The 24,607-nt window shown below is 71.9% G+C and carries 24 protein-coding genes; 8 read left to right on the top strand and 16 right to left on the bottom strand.

Going from position 1 to position 24,607, the window contains the following annotated elements; genetic code table 11:
- Positions 1-29 precede the first annotated feature (29 nt).
- Genes AMYBE_RS0108970 through AMYBE_RS0108960 form a run of 3 tightly spaced genes read right to left on the bottom strand, consistent with a single transcriptional unit; the run spans position 30 to position 2,016 of the window.
- Positions 30-1,241, bottom strand: coding sequence for an NAD(P)/FAD-dependent oxidoreductase (locus tag AMYBE_RS0108970; protein WP_020659030.1), 1,212 nt, complete (start codon positions 1,239-1,241; stop codon positions 30-32).
- Positions 1,238-1,444 carry a ferredoxin gene (locus tag AMYBE_RS0108965; RefSeq protein WP_020659029.1) on the bottom strand — a complete coding sequence of 69 codons (207 nt, stop codon included), beginning with the start codon at positions 1,442-1,444 and terminating at the stop codon, positions 1,238-1,240. Before AMYBE_RS0108965 ends, AMYBE_RS0108970 begins: the two co-directional genes overlap by 4 nt.
- Complete coding sequence (locus tag AMYBE_RS0108960) at positions 1,441-2,016, bottom strand: ferric reductase-like transmembrane domain-containing protein (RefSeq protein ID WP_027927499.1); 576 nt, start codon at positions 2,014-2,016, stop codon at positions 1,441-1,443. The genes AMYBE_RS0108965 and AMYBE_RS0108960 overlap by 4 nt, the downstream gene beginning before the upstream one ends.
- A gap of 296 nt (positions 2,017-2,312) precedes the next feature.
- On the opposite strand from AMYBE_RS0108960, the gene AMYBE_RS0108950 reads away from it, so the two are divergent.
- Positions 2,313-3,698, top strand: a complete 1,386-nt coding sequence (locus AMYBE_RS0108950) for a hypothetical protein (protein ID WP_154676150.1) — start codon at positions 2,313-2,315, stop codon at positions 3,696-3,698.
- Positions 3,699-3,812: 114 nt separating this feature from the next.
- On the opposite strand, the gene AMYBE_RS41205 is transcribed toward AMYBE_RS0108950, so the two are convergent.
- The 9 genes from AMYBE_RS41205 to AMYBE_RS41190 are packed head-to-tail and all read right to left on the bottom strand — an operon-like array spanning position 3,813 to position 11,360.
- Positions 3,813-4,421 (bottom strand): V-type ATP synthase subunit D, encoded by a 609-nt coding sequence (locus AMYBE_RS41205; protein ID WP_020659025.1) that lies wholly within the window; start codon positions 4,419-4,421, stop codon positions 3,813-3,815.
- Positions 4,418-5,779: a V-type ATP synthase subunit B gene (locus AMYBE_RS0108940; protein WP_020659024.1), complete on the bottom strand. Its 1,362-nt coding sequence runs from the start codon at positions 5,777-5,779 to the stop codon at positions 4,418-4,420. The genes AMYBE_RS41205 and AMYBE_RS0108940 overlap by 4 nt, the downstream gene beginning before the upstream one ends.
- Positions 5,776-7,491 carry a V-type ATP synthase subunit A gene (locus AMYBE_RS41200; protein ID WP_020659023.1) on the bottom strand — a complete coding sequence of 572 codons (1,716 nt, stop codon included), beginning with the start codon at positions 7,489-7,491 and terminating at the stop codon, positions 5,776-5,778. Before AMYBE_RS41200 ends, AMYBE_RS0108940 begins: the two co-directional genes overlap by 4 nt.
- A complete protein-coding gene (locus AMYBE_RS0108930) occupies positions 7,479-7,997 on the bottom strand; it encodes a hypothetical protein (RefSeq protein WP_020659022.1) in 519 nt (172 codons plus the stop codon). The genes AMYBE_RS41200 and AMYBE_RS0108930 overlap by 13 nt, the downstream gene beginning before the upstream one ends.
- Positions 7,994-8,206, bottom strand: a complete 213-nt coding sequence (locus tag AMYBE_RS0108925) for a hypothetical protein (RefSeq protein ID WP_020659021.1) — start codon at positions 8,204-8,206, stop codon at positions 7,994-7,996. Before AMYBE_RS0108925 ends, AMYBE_RS0108930 begins: the two co-directional genes overlap by 4 nt.
- 5 nt (positions 8,207-8,211) lie before the next feature.
- Entirely contained in the window at positions 8,212-8,637 is a 426-nt protein-coding gene (locus AMYBE_RS0108920; protein ID WP_020659020.1) for an ATP synthase subunit C, read from the bottom strand.
- Complete coding sequence (locus AMYBE_RS41195) at positions 8,637-10,019, bottom strand: V-type ATPase 116kDa subunit family protein (RefSeq protein WP_020659019.1); 1,383 nt, start codon at positions 10,017-10,019, stop codon at positions 8,637-8,639. Before AMYBE_RS41195 ends, AMYBE_RS0108920 begins: the two co-directional genes overlap by 1 nt.
- Positions 10,006-10,926 carry a V-type ATPase subunit gene (locus AMYBE_RS0108910; RefSeq protein ID WP_020659018.1) on the bottom strand — a complete coding sequence of 307 codons (921 nt, stop codon included), beginning with the start codon at positions 10,924-10,926 and terminating at the stop codon, positions 10,006-10,008. Before AMYBE_RS0108910 ends, AMYBE_RS41195 begins: the two co-directional genes overlap by 14 nt.
- The gene (locus tag AMYBE_RS41190) at positions 10,923-11,360 is read right to left on the bottom strand and encodes a hypothetical protein (protein ID WP_020659017.1); all 438 of its coding nucleotides are present in this window, start codon (positions 11,358-11,360) and stop codon (positions 10,923-10,925) included. Before AMYBE_RS41190 ends, AMYBE_RS0108910 begins: the two co-directional genes overlap by 4 nt.
- A 712-nt stretch (positions 11,361-12,072) precedes the next feature.
- Here AMYBE_RS41190 and AMYBE_RS41185 point away from each other — a divergent pair.
- From AMYBE_RS41185 to AMYBE_RS0108890, 3 genes are read left to right on the top strand one after another with little or no spacing between them, the layout of a single operon-like run.
- Positions 12,073-12,840 carry an arsenate reductase/protein-tyrosine-phosphatase family protein gene (locus tag AMYBE_RS41185; protein WP_020659016.1) on the top strand — a complete coding sequence of 256 codons (768 nt, stop codon included), beginning with the start codon at positions 12,073-12,075 and terminating at the stop codon, positions 12,838-12,840.
- Positions 12,837-13,223, top strand: coding sequence for a VOC family protein (locus tag AMYBE_RS0108895; RefSeq protein WP_020659015.1), 387 nt, complete (start codon positions 12,837-12,839; stop codon positions 13,221-13,223). The genes AMYBE_RS41185 and AMYBE_RS0108895 overlap by 4 nt, the downstream gene beginning before the upstream one ends.
- Positions 13,224-13,253: 30 nt before the next feature.
- Complete coding sequence (locus AMYBE_RS0108890; RefSeq protein WP_020659014.1) at positions 13,254-14,531, top strand: APC family permease; 1,278 nt, start codon at positions 13,254-13,256, stop codon at positions 14,529-14,531.
- Positions 14,532-14,628: 97 nt separating this feature from the next.
- On the opposite strand, the gene AMYBE_RS0108885 is transcribed toward AMYBE_RS0108890, so the two are convergent.
- Together AMYBE_RS0108885 and AMYBE_RS41180 are read right to left on the bottom strand one after the other, a co-directional pair.
- Positions 14,629-15,162, bottom strand: a complete 534-nt coding sequence (locus tag AMYBE_RS0108885; protein ID WP_020659013.1) for a hypothetical protein — start codon at positions 15,160-15,162, stop codon at positions 14,629-14,631.
- Positions 15,163-15,424: 262 nt separating this feature from the next.
- On the bottom strand, positions 15,425-15,895 hold the full coding sequence (locus AMYBE_RS41180) for a DUF6221 family protein (RefSeq protein WP_020659012.1): 471 nt from the start codon (positions 15,893-15,895) through the stop codon (positions 15,425-15,427).
- Positions 15,896-16,251: 356 nt separating this feature from the next.
- Between AMYBE_RS41180 and AMYBE_RS0108875 the strand changes: the two genes are divergently transcribed.
- Complete coding sequence (locus AMYBE_RS0108875) at positions 16,252-16,683, top strand: hypothetical protein (RefSeq protein ID WP_020659011.1); 432 nt, start codon at positions 16,252-16,254, stop codon at positions 16,681-16,683.
- 15 nt (positions 16,684-16,698) lie between these two features.
- Here AMYBE_RS0108875 and AMYBE_RS0108870 read toward each other — a convergent pair whose 3' ends face one another.
- Positions 16,699-16,995, bottom strand: a complete 297-nt coding sequence (locus AMYBE_RS0108870; RefSeq protein WP_020659010.1) for an EthD family reductase — start codon at positions 16,993-16,995, stop codon at positions 16,699-16,701.
- A gap of 37 nt (positions 16,996-17,032) precedes the next feature.
- A complete protein-coding gene (locus tag AMYBE_RS45640; protein WP_211226806.1) occupies positions 17,033-17,932 on the bottom strand; it encodes a GNAT family N-acetyltransferase in 900 nt (299 codons plus the stop codon).
- Positions 17,933-18,397: 465 nt separating this feature from the next.
- On the opposite strand from AMYBE_RS45640, the gene AMYBE_RS0108860 reads away from it, so the two are divergent.
- From AMYBE_RS0108860 to AMYBE_RS0108850, 3 genes are read left to right on the top strand one after another with little or no spacing between them, the layout of a single operon-like run.
- On the top strand, positions 18,398-20,953 hold the full coding sequence (locus AMYBE_RS0108860) for an HAD hydrolase family protein (protein ID WP_169515210.1): 2,556 nt from the start codon (positions 18,398-18,400) through the stop codon (positions 20,951-20,953).
- Complete coding sequence (locus AMYBE_RS43285; protein ID WP_051124658.1) at positions 20,950-23,217, top strand: phosphotransferase; 2,268 nt, start codon at positions 20,950-20,952, stop codon at positions 23,215-23,217. Before AMYBE_RS0108860 ends, AMYBE_RS43285 begins: the two co-directional genes overlap by 4 nt.
- The gene (locus AMYBE_RS0108850; protein WP_051124656.1) at positions 23,214-24,506 is read left to right on the top strand and encodes a polysaccharide biosynthesis protein; all 1,293 of its coding nucleotides are present in this window, start codon (positions 23,214-23,216) and stop codon (positions 24,504-24,506) included. Before AMYBE_RS43285 ends, AMYBE_RS0108850 begins: the two co-directional genes overlap by 4 nt.
- The last annotated feature ends 101 nt before the right edge of the window (positions 24,507-24,607 follow it).

The raw sequence follows: 24,607 nt of genomic DNA, 5'->3' as shown, positions 1-24,607 counted from the left end.
TCGCGGCACCAGCACCGGGCCCGCGACGTTCACGCCGTGAGCGGCTCGCGCAGCCGGTGCCGGCTGCCGGTGGCCCGGTCGGACAGTTCAGCCGTCCACCGGACCATCGCGCGCGGGCGTTCCCGGCTCACGACGCCGACCAGCTCTCCGCGTTCGAGGTAGCCGAGCACTCCCGGTCCGCGTGCCGGGTCGCCTTCAAGCGAGGTACGGCGGTAACCGGGCCCGACGTCGCCTGCCGCCTGGAAACGTTGCCCGTACTGTTCGGACCAGAACCTCGGCAGCGGCTCGAACGGGGTGGCCGCGGAGCGGCCGGACAGCAGGTTGCCGGCCGCGGCGCGACCCATCTCCACCGCGTTGAGCCAGTGTTCGATTCGTCGCGGCGACTGTCCGCGGCGGACCGGCCACCGTGCGGCATCGCCCGCGGCGACCACATCCGGCAGGCCGGCGACATGGCAGGTCGGACCGCAGAGCACGCCGTCCTCGATGTCGGCGCCGGACCCCGCCAGCCAGTCCGTCTCCGGTTCGCCGCCGACGGCCAGCACGACCAAGCCGGCGAAGAGGAACCGCCCGCCGGTCAGGTAGAGCCCGACCCCGTGCTCGCCGGGGACCCAGTGCTTGACCTGAGTGTCCAGCTGCACGTCGACGCCGTGCCGGCGGTGCAACTCGGTCACGCCGTCGCCGATCTCCGGGCCCAGCCCGCCGAGCAGCGCGCCGGACCGCGACACGAGGACTACGTCCCGGCGTTGTTCGGCGAGCGTCGACGCGAGCTCGGTCGCGGTGAAGCCGCCGCCGATGACGACGCAGGGAAGATCGTCGGCGAGCAGCAGCCGTTGCATCGCCTCCGCGTCGTCGATGGTGCGCAGCACGCGCACCCGCGGGTGGCGGGGCACCCCGTGCGGCGTGCGGGCCCGCACGCCGGTCGCGATTACCAGGCCGTCGTAGCGGATCGGCTTGGCACGGCCGATCTGCACCAGCCGCCGCTGCGCGTCGAGCCGCCGGACGGACCTGCCGAGACGCCAGTCGGCGTCGAGATCGACGTGGCTGTGCAGCGTCAGCTCGCGGCGGCCGAGCTGGCCGGCCAGGAATTGCTTGGACAGCGCCGGGCGGTGGTAGGGCTGGTGAAGTTCGGCGCCCGCGATGACGAGCTCGCCGGAGAATCCCAGTTCTCGCAAGCGTTCGGCCGTGCGCAGCCCGGCCAGCCCGGCACCGGCGATGACGATGCGTTCGCGCCGGCGGTTCATCGTTCCTCCACGTGGATCGCCTGCATGGGGCAGCAACGCGCGGCGGCGAGCGCGGCGTCCCGGCTGTCGGCCGGGGGCCGGCGCCGGTAGTCCAGCCGCCCGTCCGTGATGAGCCGGAACACTCCCGGCGCCTCGGCTTCGCAGGTGCCGTACCGGTGACAGCGGTGGTTGTCGACGGTCACCACGAGGGTGCCCTCGCTCATTGGTCCGCCTCCACCAGTCCGGCGCCGGCCAGCGCCCGGACCGGCAGGAACCGCAGGCCGGCCACCAGCGCGGTGGGCACCGCCAGCGCCAGGCCGAACACCCAGAGCGCCGCCAGATGGCCGTCGACGAACGCGCCCGCGAACGAGTGCAGCACGCCGAACGCGACCGCCGGGTATCCGAGCCGGTGCAGCCACAGCCACCGGTAGTGGCTGAGCAGCCTGCGGATCAGCGTGGCGGCGACGACCGCGAGCATCAGTTCGGCCGAAACGACGCCGAGCGACTCGGAGAGGTCGCCGGCGAGCAGTGGCACGGCCAGCTCGAGCGCGCCGAGCGGACCGTTCTCCATCAGCAGGAAAGCCATGGCATGCAACAACGTGAAGGCCAAAGCGAGCGTGACGAACACCAGGTGACTGCTCCGGGTGGCCTGCCGTCCGGTGAGCCGGTGCAGCCACCCGGTGCTCGTGAAGACGCCCCAGGCCAGGCCGAGGCACAAGAACACGAAGGCGGTTCGCGCCGACAACGCGGCAACCGCATGCACCCCGGCGTCATGCGGGGATTCAAGGGCGCCCACGAGCGCCTTCTCGACAATCAACACGATTACCTAACAGATCACGAAAGCATCTCGATATGACAATGGAAAGCAACCTACACGTGCCCCGCTGGAACCACAAACTACCGACCGTGCGGGCATGATCTTGTTCTGGGATCGGACAATCCGCGACATACGCACGATAACCGCCAGCTCAAACAACGGACTGGTTTATACATTTGTTATCTGTGCGTGATCCGTGCTAGCGTCCGCCCTCGTTCGGTTTGGGGGGACGGGAAAATGCCCGTCGAGATCTGCCCCAATGAGGAGAAAAAATCTTGTCCAAACGACCTGCGCGCCATCGCGCGCCACAAGGCGCTCGACGTTACCTGCTGGGCACCGCGCTGGCCGCCACCGCGCTGGCCACGGCGCTGCTCGGGAACGACGCCGGGTCCGCGGCACCGCGCGGCACTGCCGTTTCGGCTGCCGCGAACACCCGATCCGCAAGGCCTGTCGTGATCTCCGCCACGGCGACCAGTTCGCCCGCGGCCGGATCGGCGACCGGAACGACCAGCCCGTCAGCGGCGAACCCGACCGCCGGCCCGTCAGCGGCACCCGGCACGACTGCCGCTGCGCCGCCCCAGCGCCGCAAGACACGGAAACCGGAACAACCGCCCGCCGCCCCCGCGAACAACCCCAACTGCACCCTGACCGTGCCGGCGAACCCGCTTACCGCGCAGGGCCTTGCGGCGCCCTACGTGCTCAGCGGAACAGAACCGGGCGGGGACTGCCACGAGGCGAACAACGACCAGTCCGCGTTCGTCGAAGCGACGATCGTCGATCCCGCGACCGGCGCGCTGTCGATCTACCGGCCGCTCGTCGTCGACCGCGGGGACAAACCGGCCGTCGCACCGGTCGCACCGGCCCTGCCAGCCGGAGCCGTCGTGGGCATCTGGTTCGGCTTCAACGGCGACACGCTGAGGCTGCGCGGCGAGGGCGATTCGCTCAACACCGGCGCCTGCGTCAACGGGACCGACGGTTCGCCCTTCGGGCAGTTCGGCTACTGCAACGCGCGGTCGTTCTTCACCGCCGCGAACAACGCCATCGTGAAAGGGCAGCTCTCCGTGCCCGCGCTCGGCATCGGCAATGACGGACTGGCCTGCCCGACCGTGCGCGATTTCGGTGTGGTCGACCAAGACCAGAGCGACAATGTCACCACCGCCTACGTCGCGACCGCGAGCGGCCGCACTGCGCAGGCCGGACACCTGGCCGGCGGAACGCCGCTGACCAACGGCAGCGACAACGGGTTGCTGGACAACTTCATCGACCCGGCGCTCGGCTGCAAGCCGTTCACCGCGCCCGATCTCACCCGCGGCGGCGCACCGGGAACGTCGCTGGCGCTCGACGAGCTCCAAGCGGCTGCGCACCAGAGCGTGCCGGTGGCGCTCGTGCCGCTCAGCGACCCGATGACCCAGATCGACGGGCAGCAGAGCGTCGCGAAGGCCAACCTGTACCGGGCGGGTGTCGACCAGCCGATGGTGAACACCGGCACCGACACGCCCGAGGCGTACTGCGCCAACCTGGCCAAAACCGGTGCCACCCGCCTCGCTGCCGACCGGCAGTTCTTCGCGCAGGCGCCGGCCCCCGGCGCGGGGGCCAACTTGGCCGATTTCCTGACGCAGCGCCTGCAGTCCTCGCTGCAGACGCTCGGCTGCCAGGGCTAGGCGCACGGCCGACTGTCCGTGAAGGGCCCCTTCCGGGAATCTGATTCCGGCAAGGGGCCTTTCCCGGACCAGAAAGTCCACTGTGGAATCTCCGGTGCCCGCCAGCGGGCTCCCTCACTCCGCGGAAGCGGCCCGGCGATGCCAGATCGCATCCGCCTGTTCGCGCTCTTCCAGCTCCAGCTCGATTCTGGACAGTTCCGAGCGCAGGCGCGGGATCCAGTGCCGCCGCAGTGCGCGAATCCGGTTTCTGGTCACGGCTGCCTCCTCCTCCACGAGCCGCAGCGCGGTGCTGGCGGCCGCGTGGCGCGCGGCCGCCTCCAGCGCTTCCGCGAACGCCTCCGCGGTGTGGACGGCGGCGGCGCTGCCGAAGACTCTCCCGGAGTCCGACATCGGCGGCGCGAGCGTCGTGGCCTCCGTCGGACAGCGGATACCCATGATCGTTGCCCAGCCGAACTCGACCTCAGCGGCGGCAGCCGGCTCCGCCCGCCGGAGTTCCCGTTGTCCGCCACAGAGTTCCTCGCGTTGCAGCCACTCCCGGGCCTGGACCGTCCGCGCCGCCCAGGTCCGCTCCGTCTCCGCCGCGAGCGCGGCGAGGCGGGTCCGTTCGGCGCCCAGCACCCGCAGCTTCCGGTCCAGCACCTCGGCGCCGTGCTCGGCTATGCCGAGGCGGCGGCGCAGCCACTGCCGGCCGGCCCGGCCCGGCGGCACGCGCAGCCTGCTCATCGGCCCTTCAGCAGCGCGGCCGGCAGCATCACGAGTTCGCGGCGCGGCAGCTTGAGCAGCGCTCGCCACGCTCGTTCCAAGGTGTCCTCCAGCGTGCGGGATTCGTCCGGGCGCTGGTCGAGCAGTTCAGCGCGCACCGCCGTGGCGAAGTCGAGATAGGCCCGATCGGTTTCGCTCAGCACGCTCACGCCGACGAGGTCGGACAGCTCGCGTACCTGACGCGCGTGGGCGAGCGAGGCCAGCACCTGCGCGGCCACTTCGAGGTGGTCGCCGCGGGTACGCCCCTCCCCCGCACCGTTGCGCATGAGCCGCGACAACGATTGCAGCGGGTCGATCGGCGGGTAGCTGCCTTGCCCGAGCAGTTCCTCAGAGAACACCAGCTGCCCCTCGGTGATGTACCCGGTGAGGTCCGGGACGGGATGGGTGATGTCGCCGCCGGGCATGGTCAGCAGCGGCAGCACGGTCACCGAGCCGCCGCGGCCCTTCATCCGGCCGCAGCGTTCGTACAGGGTCGCCAGATCGCTGTAGAGGTACCCGGGATAGAACCGGCGGGCAGGGATTTCCCGCCGGGCCGCGGAAACCTCCCGCACCGCCTCGGCGTAGCTGGTCATGTCGGTCAGCACGACGAGCACGTGCCTGCCACGGGCGAAGGCCAGGTCTTCGGCGACGGTCAGGGCCAGCCGCGGGGTCAGGATCCGTTCGATGACCGGATCCTCGGCGGTGTTGAGCACCAGCACCAGCTCCCCTGCCGCGGAGCGCTCGTCCAGCGCGCCGGTGACGAACGCGGCGTCGGCGTGGGTCAGCCCCATCCCGGCGAACACGACCGAAAACGGTTCACCCCCGGCACTGGACTGCGCGGCGATCTGCGTGGCCAGTTCCAGCTGAGGCGAACCGGGCAAGGCGAACACCGGGAGTTTCTGCCCGCGCACCAAGGTCGCCAGCGCGTCGATCGCCGACACGCCGGTCACCACCGGTTCGGCAGGCGGCTGCCGCCACATCGGGTTCATCGGCGCGCCGGCCACCGGAGCCAGCTTGTCCCCGAAGACCGGCGGGCCCCCGTCGAGCGGTTCGCCTCGGCCGTTGCAGACCCGCCCGAGCCAGGCCGGTCCGACCGGGACCCGCAACGGCGCGCCGCTGAACCCGACCCGGGTGGCCGCCGCGTCCATCCCCGCCGTCCCTTGCAGGACTTCCACCACGGCGAGGTCGCGGTCGGCGTCGAGCACCAGGCCGTGCCGGAGTTCGCCGCCGGGCATCCGCACGGTCGCGAACTCGTCCCAGCCGATCCCGCTGACGCCGCCGACGACGACCAGCGGCCCGCTCAGCTCGCGGACGCCGGTGAATTCGACCCAGCCGTTCACGATCCCACCCGGCCCAGCTCGGCGAGGAGATGATCGCGGCGCTCAGCGATGACGCCGATCTCGCCCGGCCCGGCTTCGTTACGCAGGCGGACGAGGGTCGAGAAGTCGAACTTCTCGACCGTTTCGGCGGGTGCGCCCGCGTCCACCAGTTCCGCACACCGGTCGACGACCGCCAGTACCGCATCCACCAGCGCGGCGGTCTTCTCCGGCGAGCTGGCGGCATCGGCGGCGGACAACGCGTTCTGCTGCAGCACCGATTCCCGCACGAGCCGCCCAGCCAGCAGCGCCACCCGTTCCGCCGCGGACAGCGCGGTCGCGCCGACCAGGTCGGCGAGCGCGGTGAGCCGGTCGGCACCGGCGAGAAGCGCGGCGATCCGGGCGCGGCGAGCGGACCAGCCCAGATCCGCGGAGCGCTGCCCGATCGCGGCGGCGTCCCGGGAGAACGAACCCGACCACGACACGGCCGGGTAATGCCGCGCGTAGGCGAGATCGGGATCCAGCGTCCAGCGGCAGCGCACGAACCGTTCGGTGGCGGTAGTGACCGGCTCGGTCAGATCGCCGCCGGGCGGGGAAACCGCCCCGACGACGGTCACCGACCCGGTCTGTCCGCCGAGAGTCTCCACCGTCCCCGCCCGCTCGTAGAAAGCCGCCAGCGCGGAAGCGAGGTCCGCCGGGTAGCCCTCCTCCGCGGGCAACGCCCCGGTCCGCGACGCGAACTCCCGCAACGCCTCGGCCCAGCGCGAAGTCGAGTCGGCTATCACGACCGCGTGGTAGCCCATGTCGCGGTAGTACTCGGCCACCGCCGCGGCCGTGTGCACGCTCGCTTCCCTCGCCATCATCGGCATGTTCGACGTGTTGGCGATGACCACGGTGCGGTCGGCGAGGCGGCCGCCGGTGCGCGGATCGGTCAGCTCGAACAGGTCCGCGACCACTTCGGCGAGCTCATTGCCCCGCTCGCCGCATCCGGTGTAGACGATCACGTCCGCGGTGCACCACTTCGCCAGCTGCTGCAGGAGCATGGTCTTGCCGGTGCCGAAGCCGCCGGGCACTCCGGCGGTGCTGCCGCGGGCCAGCGGGTAGAGCAGGTCGAGAACGCGCTGCCCGGTCTGCAACGGCTCGACGTCCGGCCGACGAGCACGGTAGGGCCTGCGTCGGCGCACCGGCCATTCGGTGAACAGGCCGATGCGAGTGCCGCTGACGACGGCGACCGGATCGTCGGCGCCGCAGTCGCCCGCGGCCACGGACTCGACCGTGCCCCCGGCATCCGGCGGGACCAGGACACGGTGTTCGAGCAGCCCGGCGTTGTCCACGACGCCCAGCAGACTGCCGGCAGCGACCTCTTCCCCGGCACAGACTCGCGGCGCGAACCGCCACCGCCTGGTCTCGGGCGCCGCCGCCGCGCCGGCGGTGAGAAACGGGGGCGCGTCGGACAGCGAGCGCAAAAGCCCGTCGTGCACCCGGCCGAGCAGCCCTGGTCCCAGGCGGACCGAAAGCGGCCGCCCGGACGCCACCGCCGGCGCGCCCGGACCGAGTCCTCCGGTGTACTCGTAGGCCTGCAGGCTGATCCGGTCCGCGTGGATCGCCATCACCTCTGCCGGGATCCCGGCATCGCCGACGCGGATCAGGTCGTTCATCGCGACCGGCCCCATGCCGGTGACTTCGACGAGCGGGCCGGCCACGCGGGTGACGCGCCCGGCTTTCACGGTGTCCACAGGTGCGGCACGCTCCCTTCGACTCGTTCGACCGCGCGCGCGGCAAGAGCGTCGAGGCTCAGATCGACGTGTTTTCCGCCCGCGCGGCCGGTCATGCCGCCTCCGGGCGCCTCGCCGATTTCAGCGCCCTCGCCGAGCAGCCGCCGCGCACATTCGTCCAGCAGGCCGGTCAGCTCACCGGTGCGCCAGCGCCGTTCCAGCTCCGCCCGCACCCGGGTGCCGAATTCCTCGCAAACCTCTTGCTGAGCCGACAACCGGATCCGCCGGGCCGCGCGCCTCGCCTCGCCTCGACGGATCCGCTCCCGTCGACGCGCATCAGCGCGGCCCGCCGCGGCAGCAGCCTCGCGGATCTCATTCGCCTGTTTCCGCGCTTCGGTTAACGCCGCCTCCGCATCGCGGCCAGCCGCTTCGAGCCACTCGGCCGCTTCGTCTTTCGCGTCGACCAGCAGCGCCGAGCCGACCGTGCGAAGCTCCGCCTTGGCCGCAGCCAGGTCCAGCGCCCTCATTCGGGCAGCACCACAACCGGCCGCGCGGACAAAGCCGGTCCGAGCGCCCGGGCGGCTTCGGGCGTCAGCACCGCCAGCACAGTGTCGCTGCCGAGCCGGTCCCACTCCCGCCGCACCGCATCCGCGTCCGCCGCTTCCACCGTCGCCACGCCGGCGAGCGGCCAGCCGCGCAGTGCCGCGGCGGCGCCGAGAACCACGACCCGGCCCATCTCCCTCACGCCTTCCCCAGCAGCAGCACGGCGACGATCAAGCCGTAGATCGCGATTCCTTCGGCCAGCCCGACGATCACCATCGCGCGGCCGAACAGTTCCGGACGCTCGCTGATCGCGGCGAGCGCGGCCGCGCCGGTGTAGGCCACCGCTATCGCGGCTCCGATCGACGACCCCGCGACCGAAATCGCCGCGCCGAGCAGAGCGGCCCCGTTCGCCGGGGTCGATCCGGACTGCGCCGCGGCGAGCGACGCGGCACCTGCGGGATGGGCGGCCACGGCGAGGAACAGCACGACCAGCGCGCCGACGAACAGCAGCGCGTCCAGCGCGAGGAACCAGCGCAACACCGCTCGCCCCTTGCGACGCACGAGCACGACCGCGCCCAGAACGAGAACGAACAGCACCGGCAGACCGGCGATCCAGGAAGTCATCACTTCTCCGTGCGGTGTCGGCCGGTCCGGGGACGCGGGCGGCGGATGTCGGCGGCGCGCGGAGCGGGTCCGGCGGGGAGCGGCGATGCCGGTTCCACGAGCGGTGCGCCGGGAAGCTGCCAAGGCCGGTACGGGCGGCCCTGGGTCTCGAAGATCCGGGAGAACAGCTCGTAGAACGTGAGCCGCAACGCCTGAATGGCCGCGATGACCGACTCGACCGCGAACGACAGCGCGTTGCCCGCCAGGAACAGCACCGCCGCGCCGACCGTCGCGAGCAACCCGCCGAGCCCGGCGAGCCCGGTCGTCCCCTTCCAGACGAGCTCGCCCAGCGCGGCGTGCACCAGCCCGAACGCCGCCAGGCGAGCGAAGGAAATGAGGTTCGTCGCGATCCGGACCAGCACGTCGACCACCTGGATCGCGGCTTGGGCGTACCCCGCCGCCCCGGGTCCCGCCGCGACCTTGAACCCGGCCCCGGCCAGCAGCAGGCCTACCGCGATCACCGCCGCGCCGGCCCAGGCGATCGCCGCCGCACGCAAATAGAGACCGCCGGCGAGCCCGCCGATGCCGAGGAACACCGTGGCGCCGGCGATCCCGGAGGACGCGTACACCGCCAGCTGCGCACCTCCTTCGCGCCACCGGTTGACGATCGCCGCCGCATACGCCGCCGCCAACAGCACGGCACCGACGCCGATACCGGCTGCCAGCAAGGTGACCGGCTCCTGCAACGGGGCGAGCCACCAGACCGGCACCAGGCCGGTCGGTCCGAAGAATTCCCCGTACAGCAGGCCGAAACCGGCGCTCGCCAGCCCAGCCGCGCCTACGAAGACCCACATCGAACGCCAGCGCGCGAGAAGGCGCGGCCGCCCGGTCCGCAACACCAGCGCGCCCAGCGCGAGCAGCAGTCCGTGGCCGGCGTCGCCGAACATCATGCCGAACATCACCGCGTAGGCGAGTCCCGCGAGCAGCGTCGGGTCGACGTTCGGATACGGCACCGTGCCGTACGTGGAGACCAGCGGCCGGAACGAGGCCGACGCGCTGCCACGCTGCGGCAGCAGCGTCGGCGGGTCCAAGCCGAGCGGCACCGGCAGCCGGACGACCGACGCGCCCAGTCCGGCCAGACGCGCCGACAGCGCGGGGACGAGCCGGTCGGGACACCAGCCCGCGAGCGCCGCCGCCGAGCCGCGGTGCACCGCCTCCCCGGCCATCCGGTCCGCTTCCTCGCCGGTGCTGTTGCCCGCACTCCGTTTTGCCGAAAGAAGGTCGTCGAAATCGACGACCCCCGCGGCACCGACCTCGCGCACGGTTTCCGTCAACCGCGCAGCCGCGACGACGACGGCGACCCGCTGCATGCGAACCGGCTGCAAGGATTCAAGCCAGGGCATCGAGGACCTCCCGCGGGCGGCCGCGGGCGGCGAGCGCCAGGGCGGCACGGCCGCGCCGGGCGTCGAGCGCGAGCAACGCCGCGCAGCCCACTGCGTGCTCGGGTCCGAACCCGGGCCGCCGCCGCGCGGCCGCCGCGTCCGGTTCCACCCGGCTCCACCAGTGTTCCTCCGCGCGCCAGAGTTCCGCCGGGCCCTCGATGCCGTGCAGGACCCAGCGAGCCGCGCCAGGCAGGCTCCGCTCGAACGCGACGAATGAATCAGCTTGCTGCTGCGCGGGCCCGAGCAGCCCGGAGACCGTCCGCTCCGCCGCTCCGGGCACGGACCGGCCGAGCAGAAAACGACTGCGCGCGACCAGCAACGCCGCTCCGCCCGCCGCCCAGGGCCGGGCGAGGGAAGATCCGGCCGCGACCCGGCCGGCCCACGACAAGTGCAGTGCGGCCGCGAGATCCGCGTCGGCGGCATTGCCGGGGTCGCCCCACGCAGACGTAGCCAGCACCGCCCGCAACTCGTCCCGCGACGACGCGGCGGCAAGCCTCGGCCAGGCCGTGGCGAGAGCCCCGAGCGCGTACGGCCGCTGCGATCCCGCACCGCGCAGCGCGGCAAAGCGATCGAGCAGATTCGAAATCTCGAACCAGCCCGCGAGGATCCGCAGCACTTCCGCGCCGGAGCGCGGGAGCCAGCCGGCGAGCACGCGCAACTGCCACAACACCGCGGCGCACAACCCGTGCTCCGCCTCCGCCAGAGTCTGCCCGCCGGAGACGAAGGGACGGTACGGCGTTTCCGCCAGGTAGGCGAGAGCAGCCTCCAGCGACCCGCTCGCTGCCATCTCGGCCGCGCCCGCGCGCCCGATCCGCCGATTGACCAACCCGGTCGCACGGACGCCCCCGGCCGTCCAAGCGGCTTTCATCGCCCCAGCCCCGCCAGCGTCTCCAGCAGGCCCTCGACCGCCCGGTCCGCCAGATCGGGCATCCGTTCCTCGGCGCGACCGCGGATTTCGGCAGCGGCTTGCCGGGCAGCGGCGAGCTCTTCCTCGACCTCGTTGTCCGCGGATGCCAGCTCTGCGGCCGCCGCGTTCGCGCGAACGGCCGCCTCCGCCGCGGTCGCCTTCGCGACCACCGACCGGGCAGCGGCCTCCCCCGCGACCCGGCGAGCGCGGGCGGCCGCACGCCCGTCCACCCGGATCCGAGAGGCCTCCTGCTCGACCTCGTCCAGCAGAGCCAGCACCGGACCGAGTTCCGCGGCGAGCCTCGCCGTCCGGTCGAGCGGTACCCCGGCGGGCGCCGCGGCACCGGGCGTGCCGGCCGGGCGCAACCGGCGCAGGAAACGGTCCAGTGTCACCATGCCGTCCATGCTGGCCGTGCGCCCGGAGCGAGTCAGATGCCGAGTTCCCCGGAACTGGAGGACTTTCGGCCCTCATCGGCGTGCGGCCGTCCGATAACGGCCGGATGTCTTCCCGGCCCGGCCCGATCGAGTTCACCGGCGGCGACCGCGGACCACACGTCGTCGCCCCGCCGCGGGCGCATCCGCGCTCCGGATGCTGCGCGGGGGCCGGGTCGGCCCCGACACCGGCCGGCCCCCGCCCTTGCTGCCGCCGCGGGAAAACCGCGTTGCCCCAAGGAACGCAGCATCGGCGCCGGTCTCCCGGCGGCCCCTGCGCACCAAGCGGTCGCCCGTGCACGGCTCGGGCAGCAAGACTGGAATCCGCAATGCGGCTATTCGTGCACAATCCCTCCGCGCCAAGCAATCAAACAGACAGCCGATTCGCCTGGGTCTGGGGCGGTAGGTCCATTGAGGATAAGCGGATTCCCGCTCTGATCGCAATGATGCCTGGGCACAGCTCTCGCCTGGTGCTGTCGTGCTGCCCGGGCAGCACGGGGCCAGTTTGGCAGTCCGTCCGTGAAGGGCCCCTCGCGGGACTTGGATTCCTTCAAGGGGCCCTTCACGGACAGGCCGGGGCATCCACCTGGGCCAAGGTCTTTGCCGGCCCGATCCGTACCGGCCGGCGCGCATGTCGGCGTTCCCGAAATAGCCCTGGATACATCAACCCAGTTTGATGTATCTTCGGGCGGTGTCCGAGGAACCTCCGCTCTTCGTCCGGCTGATGGCCGATCCGCTGCGGTGGCGGCTGGCACGCGAGCTGGCCGCCGGCGATCAGCGCGTCCGGGAGCTGGTGGCGGCGGTCGGCCAGCCGCAGAATCTCGTCTCCTACCACCTGCGGCAGCTGCGGGCGGCCGGTGTCGTCACCGCACGGCGCAGCAGTTTCGACGGCCGGGACAGCTATTACCACCTCGACCTCGCCCGCTGCGCCGAAGCGTGGGCGGAAGCCGGTGCCGCGCTGCATCCCGGACCTGGGATGCCGCACCGCAGCGCACCGCGACCGGCTCGACGGGTCCGGGTGTTGTTCCTGTGCACCGGAAACAGCGGGCGCTCCCCGTTGGCGGAGGCCCTGCTGCGGCACCGCGCGAGGGGCTCGGTCGAGGTGGTTAGCGCGGGCAGCCATCCCAAGCCGCTCCACCCGGCCGCCGTGCGCGCCGCTGCGGAGTACGGGATCACCCTCGTGCACGAACCGACCCACCTGGATTCGATGCGGCGCAAGCGGTTCGACTGGGTCATCAGCCTGTGCGACAAAGTCCGGGAAGTACGTCCGGACTTTCCCGGGAAGCCGGCCACGATCCACTGGAGCCTGCCCGACCCGGCCCGCGAACTCGACGTGACCGGAGACGCCTTGCCCGCGTTCCGGCGCACCGCCAAGGAACTGGACGCCCGGATCCGGTTCCTGCCCTTCGCCCTCGCCACCGATGCTGAGGAGAACCTGTCATGACCGCCGAACTGGACCTGGTGAGCGTGCGGTACCTGGTCGACGACGTCGACGCCGCCATCGCCTTCTACACCCGGCACTTCGGGTTCGTCGTGCGCACGCATTACTCGCCCGCGTTCGCCGACGTCACCCGGGGAAACCTGCGGCTGCTGCTGAGCGGGCCGGCCAGCTCCGCCGGGCGGACCCTGCCCGACGGCAGCCGTCCGGTCCCCGGCGGCTGGAACCGCATTCACCTGATCGTCGAAGACATCGACGCCGAGGTCGCTCGCCTGCGCGCGGAAGGCGTCGCGTTCCGCAGCGACGTCATCGACGGGCCCGGCGGCCGCCAGATCGTGCTCGACGACCCGGCCGGCAACCCGATCGAGCTGTTCCAGCCCCGCACCTGACCGCCCGACCGGCAAGGAGAATCCGCCGCTGTGAACACGCCCGCGCTCGCCCGACGGCTGGGAACCGGAGACGCCGTCGTCATCGGCCTCGGATCAATGATCGGAGCCGGCGTGTACGCGGCGTTCGGTCCCGCCGCCAAAGCGGCCGGCACCGGCTTGCTCATCGGGCTCGTGCTCGCCGCGATCGTCGCGTACTGCAACGCCACCGCGTCCGCACAACTGGCCGCACAGTACCCGACGTCCGGCGGCACCTACGCCTACGGGCGCGAACGGCTCGGCGAATGGTGGGGCTTCGCCGCGGGCTGGGGATTCGTGATCGGCAAGACCGCCTCCTGCGCGGCGATGGCGCTGACCTTCGCCACCTACGCGATCCCCGGGCCATGGTGGCTGCAGCGCCTCGTCGCCGTCGCCGGAGTGCTCGCGCTCGCCGTCCTCAACAGCCGCGGCGTCACCCGCACCGCTCAGCTGACCCGGATCCTGGTCACGGTCACCCTGCTCGCGCTCGCCGCCGTGGTGCTGGGCATCGCCCTCGGCGGCGAAGCATCCCCGGGCCGCCTCGGCGGCAGCAGTGCGTGGACCTCAGGCGGGCTCTACGGCATCCTCCAGGCTGCCGGCCTGCTGTTCTTCGCCTTCGCCGGCTACGCCCGCATCGCCACTATGGGCGAGGAAGTCCGCGACCCGAAACGCTCCATCCCCCGTGCCATCCCGCTCGCGCTGGGCATCGCCGTGCTCGTCTATCTCGTGATCGGCACCGCCGCGCTGCTCGCCTCCGGCCCCGAGCGGCTCGCCGAGTCCGCCGCACCGTTGACTACCGCCGTCACCGACGCCGGGGCGGGCGCGCTCGCCCCGGTGGTGCGCATCGGCGGCGCGGTCGCCAGCCTCGGCGCGCTGCTGGCGCTCATCGCCGGGATCGGGCGCACCAGCCTCGCGATGGCCCGCAACCGCGATCTGCCGTCCTGGCTCTCCGCCGTGCACCCGCGCTTCCGGGTTCCGCATCACGCCGAATTCGCCCTGGCTGTCGTGGTTTCCCTGCTTGTGCTGACCGTCGACCTCCGCGGAGTCATCGGGTTCTCCTCCTTCGGTGTGCTCGTCTACTACGCCATCGCCAACCTCTCGGCGCTCACGCAGCAGCCACCTGAACGCCGCTGGCCGCGATGGCTGCAGGTCCTCGGCCTGACCGGATGCATCGTCCTGGTGACGACGCTGCCGTGGCCCTCGATCGTCGCCGGTGTTGCGGTGTTCGCGGTCGGTCTCGCCGGGCGGCTGGTGGTGCTTCGGGGACGCCGTCCCGAGGCCGACGGGGCATGACTGCGCGGCAGGAAGCTTCCGCCGGGCGTCGGCCGTCAGTCAGCCGGATCAGCGCTCGCGGGGCGTCCGCGCCGTTCGTTCCGGGCTGACCGGGGCGCTACCGCTGCTCCCCCGGACCGGCCGGACCCGCGGGGGCGTCGCCGGTGTCGACCAGATCGTTATAGCGGGCGGTGTACTGCAACAGCAGGTCCTCCACCCGCCGGATGAACAGCGCGAAGCTGTCCGGCGTGGCGGGGCCGTCGGGGTAGTCGCCGCCTCCGGTTGCCCAGGACCAGCCTTCCGCGAGGAGCCGGGCCTTGTACAGCCGGTTCACCGCGACGCGCTGGTCGGCCCGGACAACGGTGGCGGCGGTGCCCAGAGAGACCGCGAGCACCGCGAACACGGCCGCGGCGATGCGTGGTCCGGCCTCCGCGGAGAACCCGGTGAGCGGGGCCACCACCGCGCCGGCGATCAGCCCCGCCAGCCGCAGTCCCTGTCCCCATCCCCGGAAGCGGCCGGTCAGCTGCCCCATTTTCCCGATCTGCCGGGAGTACACCCCGGTCCAGAAGCTGCGCTGGACGTCGGAGAGCTGCTCCCAGCAGGCGATTGCGCCCCGCAGCTCCTGCAAGGCGGAACGCCGCGCGACCGCCATCCGATTCACCTCCTTGCCCGTGCCGCAACGCCGCCCGCGGCTCTTCCGGCCATCGAGCACCACCCGGTCCGTTTCCCCCGTCCGGGGCAGCAGGCAGCAGCGGAGGTTCTGCGGAGAGACGGCTGAAGCAGAGTCGTTTCGCCGGGGACCAGGGCGACAAGACGAACGAGAATAGGCAGATGCCAGCTCGCGAGGCAAGGTCGCAGCATACCGGCGTGCACGGGCGGTACTCGTTGCGGCGCAACGGTTCTCGCAGCAAACACTACGGCCGCCACTCGGGCCGGTAGTCTGGGTGGAGCGCGTAGGGAAGCGCGAGAATCCGCAGCACCCGCGCGTCGAGATCCCGTCCTTCCGCGACCACAGCGATGATCCGCCGCTTGGCATCCGCTTCGGACAGGACCCGGGAAGGATCGTGCCGGACGATGTGCCGCGCGACCCCGGCCTCGACTTCCACCGCGCCCTGCAGGACGACGTGCGCCGAGTCGTCCGGGAGGACACCGGCGGGGTAAGCCTCGACCGAGCGCAGATCGGCATGCGCGAAGTGCCCGCCGACGAATCGCTCGTCGTCGTCGAGGGTCACCGGCGTTTCGGCGAGCGGATCGTCCGGCCACGCATGCACCCAGTGCCAGTGTTCGCCCCGTCGGGCGCCGCGAGGATCACAAGCGGCGCGCGCCGCCTCCTCGTCTTCTTCGATCCGGTCGTGCAGAAAGTCGAGCAGGACATCCCAGGCCACCGCAGCCTCCACTTCCCTGGTGCACAGAAAGAACTGACCCGCAGAAAGCGGCATTGCCAGCGCTCCCGCGAACGCCGCGGCCCGCTCCCGGACAGCTCGGCCGGCCAGTGATCGTCGGGTCCGGCGAAGGACAATGCAGAAACCTCGCACGACGGACGGACCTCGCAAGCTGGCCCAGAAGCACGACACCGGTTGCGCCGCAACGAGTCCCGGCCTGTCGAGCGGAAGGTCTTGCGGTCGTAACAGCGCCCGCACCGGGTCCGGCTCGTGGATGACGCGCGTTGCCGGACAGGCCGTGCCCGGGTGCCCGGAGGCAACGGCCGAGCAGGGAGCTGATTCTCGCCGCAGGAGGAGCCGTGACCGACGATCCGGTACCGCTGCCGCAGGTGTTCGGCAACCGGCACGGTGCGGAGCTGCGCGCAGCCCTGGTCGAAGGCCGTCGCACAGGCGATTTCTCGCGCGCCCGCCGGATGGCCAACCAGCTCGCCGCCCTGGTCTGCGAAACCCCGGCATTCCTGTTCGCGCTGCGGCTCCAGATGCTCGCCCTCGAAGCCGCCGACGACCGCAGGCCGGAAGAAGCCAAGGCAGATCACGACATTCTGGTCCGCACCTGCTCCCGCGACACCGTCCGACGCGTCGCCCACCTGCGCCTGTTCGGCACCGGGCTCCGGCAAGACTGGCTCCCCGCCGCCGACCACGACCGGCTGCGCGAGGACTTACGCAGCCATCCGACGATGCTCCGGATCCTGGCCGGCATCGAGCGCCGCACCGAGCCGGGACGGCCTTGACCACAGCGGCCGAGGTCAGTCGTACTGGGCGAACATCGTCACCCCGCCGGCCGCGAAGTTCTCCAGGTCGGCGGCCGCCGCCTGCCCCTCCAGCAAGGAGAGCGCAGTGTCGAGGCTGGCTTTCGACGGGAACGACAGCTCGGCGATCAGGTAGTACGGCGGCTGCGAACCGTCGATCGCGGAGCAATGCCGGGTGACGAACTCCTCCAGCCCGGGCAATTTTTCCGCCAGCGGGCGATGAATGCGGGCATAGTGCCGGTCGAACTCCTCGGGGTCGCGGGGCCGTCCGTAGGCGACAGTCAGGATGTGCATGCCGGTCGTCCTCTCCTCGCGGACCGGCTCCGGCGGCTCAGTCCCGGAAACCGATCAACCTTTTCACCACCGTCTTCGCGCCCTCTTCCGCACGGCTCACCGGCAACCGTTCGAAGCGGAACTCGGGGTAGACGTACGGGCGGGCGCCGAACCGTTCCTTGAACTGCCCGAGACTGCCGGTCCCCGACTCGCCGAGGTAGTAGTACCGGCACCCGGCCAGGCAAGCGTTCTGGATCGCGAGCGCCTGCAACAGGTCCGTGGCCCGGCAATGCTTGAGCTCCTCGTCCATGGCCGCCCGGAAGTCGTGTGCGTTGGCACCTCGCGCGACGAGGGAAACAGCCGCGACGCGGCCTTCGTAGCGCGCCAGCCAGACTTGGAAGCGGTCGCCGAGCCGGTGGGCGATCGCTTCGAATTTTTCGCGGGGATCGCGCCGATGCAGCCGGGCCCGGGCCAGCCACGCGGGCTCGTGCTGCATCCGCGACCACCGCAGGACCGCGCGTTCCATGAGCGCGTAGAACTCCGGGAGCAGCTCGCCGCCGAGGCCGACCTCCACTGTGACGCCCCTGCGCGTGGCGATGCGCATCCCGCGCCGGGTGTTCTTGGTGAACCGGTGTTCCAGGATCTCGTCCCAGCCGGGCCGCAGGTCGAGCAGATGGACCCGGTGCGGGCGGACGAATGCGTGCGGCGGCCAGGAGTCCTGCCAGGCGTCCTGCCAGGCGTCCGCCCCGAGCGGCCCGGGGGACACCGACTGGACGACGACCCGGCGGGCCGCCAGATCCGCCAGCACCAGGGCGACGTCGTCGGTGCGCGCCCCGCCTGGCGCGATCACTCCGCCAAGCCCGCAGGTCGACGGGTTGGACTGCTCGGCCGGGAACACGCCATGCGCTCCGCGCAGCATCGGCAGCACCATTTTTCGCCCGGAGTCCGTTTCGTACATTCTGCTGACGTCGCGCATCCCGTGCGCATCGCACATGGCGTCCGCCCACTCCGGCGACTGACTCTCGAAGGCGTACGGATCAGCGCGCAGGATAGCTTTCCATTCCGCCCGGGGGGCGGGGCTGATCATTTTCGCGACCCGCGGTGTCGCGGGTGCGCCGGCCGTTGCCGTTCGCAGGCTCGTTGCGTGGGACCAAAGCATGATGCGGTCCGTTCGCTCCTCTCCCCCGCGGCGCGATCACCGCCGGTCGCTTACCGGGTAATTCGCCTGGCCCGGCACGAGAGTTACAGCACTGCCGAAAAACTGCGCACCCGGCCGCATGTGTAACAGCGGGCAGAGCATCGGCGAGTTCTCTTAATACGAACGGGTGCGGCTGGGAGGAACGGATCTTCAATGGGGTATTCATACGGCGACAAACTGATCTCAGAGGGTGGCCGTATCGTCGTTTCCGATCTTCTTTGCGATTTGTCGGAAATCAGCCAGCTGCTCGCCGGGCAGGCGGTCGCCGAGGACGCGCTCGACACTTTCCTGCTCGCGGCCGCCGCGGTGCAGATCGTGGAGGACCATCTGCAGCGGGATGTCTTCGCGCTGCGTCGCGCGGCCGGATACTTCCGCGAGCACGCCGCCGGCGGGGTGCCCGAAGTCCTGGGCACGGCCGCCACCGCGGTCGACACTGTGACGTCTTTGCGGCCGGGCGCGCGGCGCGCGTTCCAGTGGAGAACGGCCGCGGCGGCGTTGCGGGACGCCGCAGCCCTCGACGTCGTGTCGGCGGATGCCGTCGGCTCCGCCGAGACACGGCTCACGGCCGCCACCCGGCTCCGCGGATCGTTGCGGTCGCTCGACCGGGATCTCACCTCAGCGGTGCTGCGAATGCCGTCCTGTTTCCGAAGTTTCGATCAGGAACCGGCCGATCTGGTCGCTCTCGCCGCCGGGTTTCGGCTGCGGTATCCCGACCGCGAGCGGCCGGTCGTCGTTCTCGGAGTCCGTACCTCGGGCAGTTACCTCGCACCGCTGGCCAGTGGTGCGTTGCGCGCCGCTGGCTACCGCGACGTGCACGCCGACACCGTCCGGCCGGGCTACCGGATGCGGCCGTCGCTGCGCGCGCTGCTCAGAGGGGTCGCACAACGCGGCGGCCGAGTCGCGGTGATCGACGATCCGCCCGAAACCGGGCAGTCGATCGCCGAGGTCGCGGATGCGGTGCACCGGGCAGGCGTCCCCGCGGAAATGATCACCTTGCTGCTTCCGCTGTTCGGGGACATCGCACCGGGCAGATTGACCCGGTACGACACCGTCGCCCTGCCCTACCGCGACTGGGCCGTGCACGCCAGGCTTGAGACCGAGTCCGTGGTGCGGTCGCTGTCGTCCTTGATCGGCCGCCCGGTCCGGGCCGTCGACCGGGTCGCCGGCGCCGGCCTTTCGCAGGGCCGCGAGCACGCCCGCGCGGTGTTCGACGTCGAGTTCCCGGACGGCGAGACGAGGCGGATCGCGGCCTCCGGAGCGGGACTGGGGTTCTTCGGCCGGCACGCGCTCGCGGTGGCGGGCGCGCTGCCCGGCCGGCTGCCCCGCATTTACGGCGTCCAGGACGGGATCGTGTTCCGCGACTGGCTGCCGGAGCACCAGCGAATCACGGTCCCCCAGCCCGACGACGCGCGGGAAATGGCCGGCTACGTGCGCGCGCGGGCGGCTGCGATGCCAGCCGTGTCCGACCGTGCCCGGGAGCTCGCGGGACGGCAGCCGGTCTGGGAAGCGGCCAGCCGCGTCCTGCAGCGCAACTACGGGCGGGCCGGTGTCGCGTTGCGGCCGATCCTGCTCGACCGCGCGGTGCGCCGGCTGTGCGCTGTGCGCAGTCCCTCCGTAGTCGACGGCGCGACCGGCTTGGCACACTGGTTCCGCGGTCCGGCCGGATTGTCCAAAGCGGACGCCGACGTGCGGGATTTCGCCAATACCGACCTCGCCTGCTACGACCCGGTCTACGACCTCGCCGGCATCGACCCGGGCAGCGCGGACCCGGAGTTCGCGGCCGCACTGCGCCGCGAGCACCCCTGCGACCCGGAACGGTTCCTGCTCTACGAACTGGTGCATCTCTGGGACCGCGAACGAGCAGGCCAGGCCGCGCCCCGGGCCGGTGCCCGGGCGGTGCAGCGCTACCTCGCGGAGGTGCTGCTCCCCGCGGTCCCGCCCGCGCAGGACGGCCGGCTCGTCGCTCTCGACCTGGACGGAGTGCTGGAGTCCGACGCGCTCGGCTTCGCGATGGCCACGCCGACCGCCGTGGTCGCGCTCCGTGCGCTGCACGTGCACGGATACCGCACAGTGCTGGTCACCGGCCGCAGTGCCGGCGAGGTGGCCGAGCGCTGCACCACGTACGGCTTGGCGGGCGGAGTCGCCGAATACGGCTCGGTCGTCTTCTTGGACGGCACCGTGCACGACCTCGTGCCCACCGCCGGAAAGCACGCGCTGCACGCCGTCCGGACAGCCCTCGCCAACCGCGCGGAGGTCGTGGTGGACGAGGATTTCGAGCACGTTGTCCGCGCTCGCCGCCGTCGCGGCGGGGCGCTCCCCCGCGACGTGGTGGACCAAACGCTGGCGGACGTCGCGTCGCAGGTGCGCGTGATCGAAGGCAACGGCCAGACCGATTTCGTCGCAGCCGGCGTGGACAAGGGCACGGCGCTGCAGCTGGTGGCGGAAAAGCTCGGCGCACCGGTGGCATTGGCTATCGGCGACACCGCGAGCGACCTGCCGATGTTGAGCCTGGCAACAGTTGGGTACGCCCCGGCGAACGCTGACCAGGCAGTGCGCGCGTCCGGATTTCCGGTGCTCCGCCGCGGTTACGCACTGGCGGTGTCCCAGGCGGTCGAACGGCTGGTGGGCCATCGGCCGGGCGCGTGCGATGCCTGCCGCCCACCGGCGCGCAGCCGCCGTACCCGCACTCTGCTGACTATTCTCGACGCCTCCAACGGCGGCGCCCGCGGACTGCCGATGGCGATCGCGAGGTGTCTCCGCGCGGCAGGACTGCGCCGATGACCACCGCGATCGAAGGGCAGCCCGAACACACCGCCCGCCCGCCGGGAGCGCGGCGAGTGCTGTACGGCCACGGCTACGCGCTGGTGCTCAGTTCGGCGCTGACGTCCGCGATCGGCCTGCTGTTCTGGATCGTCGCGGCGCGCGGGTACGACCAGGCGGTGCTCGGCCGCAACTCCGCGCTGATCGCCGCGGTCATGTTCCTGGCCGGGGTGGCGCAGCTGAATCTGCTCAACGTGCTCATCCGGTTCGTGCCGGTCGCCGGTGCGCGGGCGGGCCGGCTGGTGGCACTCGCCTACCTCGTCGGCGGCGGGCTCGCCGGGCTCGTCGGCCTGGTGTTCGCGCTCGGGATCCGGTGGTGGGCGCCCGAGCTGAGCGGAATGCTCAACGGCCCGGCGAGGATCGCGGGCATCGCGGCGGCCTGCGCGGTCTGGGCCGTTTTCGTCATGCAGGACGGTGTGCTGACCGCGGTCGGCCGCGCGCGGGTGGTACCGGTGGAGAACCTGGCGTTCTCCGTGCTGAAGCTGGGATTGCTGGCGGGACTCGCGACCGCGTTGCCCGCGGGCGGAATCACCGTCTCCTGGATGGCGGCCACCGCGGCGGCGGTGCTCGCCACGACGGCTTATCTGTTCCTTCGCGCGATTCCCGCGCACCAGCGCGCCGATTTGCCCCGCGAGCGGATCTCGGTCCGCGTGCTCGCCGGGTATCTCGGCGGAGACTTCGTCGGAGCGACCTGCTGGCTCGCCTGCACTCAACTGCTTCCCGTGCTCGTGCTCGGCGTGCTCGGCGCGCGCCCGACTGCGGCGTTCTCCATCGCGTGGACTATCGCCTACGCGCTGTACCTGGTGCCCGCGGCGATGGGCCAGTCCATGGTCGCGCACACGGCGGGCGAAGCCGGCCAACCGACCGCCGAGCGCCGGGGCATCGAGCGGAGATCCTTGCTGTTGCTGACTCCGGTGGTCGCTGTGCTGGTGGTCGCGGGCCCGTGGGCGCTGCGTCTGCTGGGCGCCGGCTACGCCGACGCCGGCCGCTGGGCGCTCGTCCTGATGGCCCTCTCCGCGCTGCCCAATGTCGTCGTCGCGGCCGCGGTCAGCGAGGCGCGAGTGCAGCGGCGGGTCGGCGTCGTCGCAGGCTTGCTGGCCACGCTGTCAGTCCTCGTGCTGACGCTGGCACTGGTCTTCATGCCGGTCTTCGGGATCAACGGCGTCGGCCTCGCTTTGCTCGCCGGGCAGACCGTGGTCGCGTCCGGGGTGCGGATCGCCCGCAGCGGACGAATGCCGCGGCCGGTCTCCGGCCCGCTCGCCAACGTCCGCGCCCGGGCGCTGCTCCGGCGGGTCTCGCCGGCCGCGCTCGGTCCGCGCTCGTGGCGGATCCAGGGCAGGCTGCGCGGCCGGTCCGATTCGGCCGTCGCGCCGGTCGGCCCGGACGGCCGTTCCGTGGCGCTGCTGAAAGCGGCCGACACCGAGTGCGGGCAGGCCCAGCTCCGGCACGAAGCACAGATCCTGTCGCGGCTGAAGGAAGACCCGCGCTTGTCCGGGTGGAATGCCCTCGTACCGGAACCGCTGGATTACGGGGTGTCTTGCGGCGCGGCTTTCAGCCTGCAGAACCTGATGCCCGGCTGCGACGCTCGCCCCTTCGTCGGCGGGTCCCCGGGCCGGGCGCGGCAGTTCGCCGGCACCGCGCTCGAGACTCTCGCCGGACTCCACGATCGCACCGCCGAGCTCGTCCAGGTGGACGAGCAGTTGCTCCGCCGGCACGTCACGGACCCGGCCGGGCTGGTGCGCGCCGCCCTACCCGGCCGGCTGCGGTCCGCGGTCGACCGGGTCCGCGCCGAACTGACCGCCGGACTGCGGGAGCGGCGCCTCCCCGCGGGCTGGGTCCACGGCGACTACGGCCCGGACAACGTCCTGGTCGGACCAGACGGTCGGGTCCGCGGCATCGTCGACTGGGGGCAGGCGAGCGACCACGGACTGGTCGCGATCGACGTGCTGAGCCTCGCGTTGTCCACGGAAGTCACGGCTGCCCGGCGGGAGCTCGGCGCGGTGGTGCTCGACTGGCTCACGACCGGCCCGCCGGACCCGGCCGCGCTCTGCGACCGGAGCGTGCGCGACGGAGACCAGGTCCCGGTCCGCACGCTCGTGCTGCTCGGCTGGCTGCACCTGGTCGCCGCCAATCTGGCCAAATCGACGCGCTACGCCGCGAACCCGATCTGGTTGCGCCGCAACGTCATCGCTGTGGTCAGAGAGTTCGGCGAGGCACCGCCGTGACCTCCGAAGGCGCCGCGGCCGGCCGGCGCGCTCAGCGCACTTCGGCGCAGACGATGGTCCGCGACGGCGTCTCCCTGGTCGCCGGTGCGGTGCTGACTTCGGCGGTCGGCGTCGCCGCGTGGATCGTCGCCGCCCGCATGCTTCCCCAGCAGCAGGTCGGCCAGGCGTCCGCGTTCGTCTCCGGGTTCCTGCTGGTCGCGGGACTCGGCGATCTCGGGCTGGGCGCGGCGCTGTTGCGGTGGGTGCCGCGAGCGGGCCGGCTGCGCACTGTGCTCCTCGCCCGCTGCTACCTGCTGGTGCTGTTCGGTTCCCTGGCCGCCGCCGTCGTCGTGCTCCTGCTGCCGACCGGTGACGAGATCACCGAAAGCCTTCCCCGGTTCAGCGCTGCCGCATTCCTGGTCGCCGCGGTCGCTTGGGCGATGTTCCAGTTCCAGGACGCGGTGCTCGTCTCGCTCGGCCGCGCGCGCTGGATGCCCTACGAGAACGCCAGCATCGGCGTCGCCCGGGTCGGCGTGCTGGCGCTTGCCGGGCCCGCGTTCGGCGCGGCCGGAATCCTGCTGTCCTGGGTCGCGCCCGCGCTGGCCGGGGTCGCGGTGGTATCCGTGCTGGTGTACCGCCTGCTGGCTCGCGAACGCCCGCCCGACCTCGCCGAACCGGTGCTGCCCGACCGGCGGGAAGTGGTGCGCCTGCTGGTGCCGACCTACCCGGCGAAGGTCGCCGCCGGCCTGCTGACCGATCTGGTGCCGCTGCTGGTGATCGGCCGGTTCGGGCCGGTGCCCGGCGCGGTGTTCTTCCTCGTGTGGATGGCCGGGAACACCGTCGACTACGCCGCGATCAGCTTCGCCCAGTCGGTGATCGTGCGGATCTCCCACGAACCGCACCGCACCCGCGAATTGTTCGCGCTGGGCAGCCGACGGCTCGCCGCGGCGTTCGTTCCGGTGCTGCTGCTCGGCGTGCTGCTCGCGCATCCGCTCCTGTCGATCTTCGGCCGCGACTATGCCGAGCAAGGGGCCTGGCTGCTGCGTCTCGTCCTGATCGGGTGCCTCCCGAGGCTGGTCGTCACGCTGGTGGTCGCGGCCGGCATCGCGCACGGACGGGGCCGGCTCGTGGCATTGTTGGAAGGAAGCAGCGCGCTCGGCGTGCTCGGCGTCGTCGCGATGGTCCCGGTCACGCATCTCGCGCTGACCGGCTTAGGTTTCGTCGTCGTGCAATGTCTCGTGGCGACCGCGGCGGTGGCCGCGCTGTGGCGATGGGTCCGCACGGCCAATGCGGAAGGAGGACCCGCGTGAAGTTTTTTCCCCGGGCAGCAACGGCATTCCTGGCGATCGCACTGTCAGCCGCCGCCTGCGCCAGCCCGCCGCCGGCCGCACCACCGACAGCCGCACCACCG

The sequence above is a fragment of the Amycolatopsis benzoatilytica AK 16/65 genome (assembly GCF_000383915.1).
GTDB lineage: Bacteria > Actinomycetota > Actinomycetes > Mycobacteriales > Pseudonocardiaceae > Amycolatopsis > Amycolatopsis benzoatilytica.
Note: the sequence above shows the minus strand (reverse complement) of the source record. Positions and strands in the feature narration are given on the sequence as shown.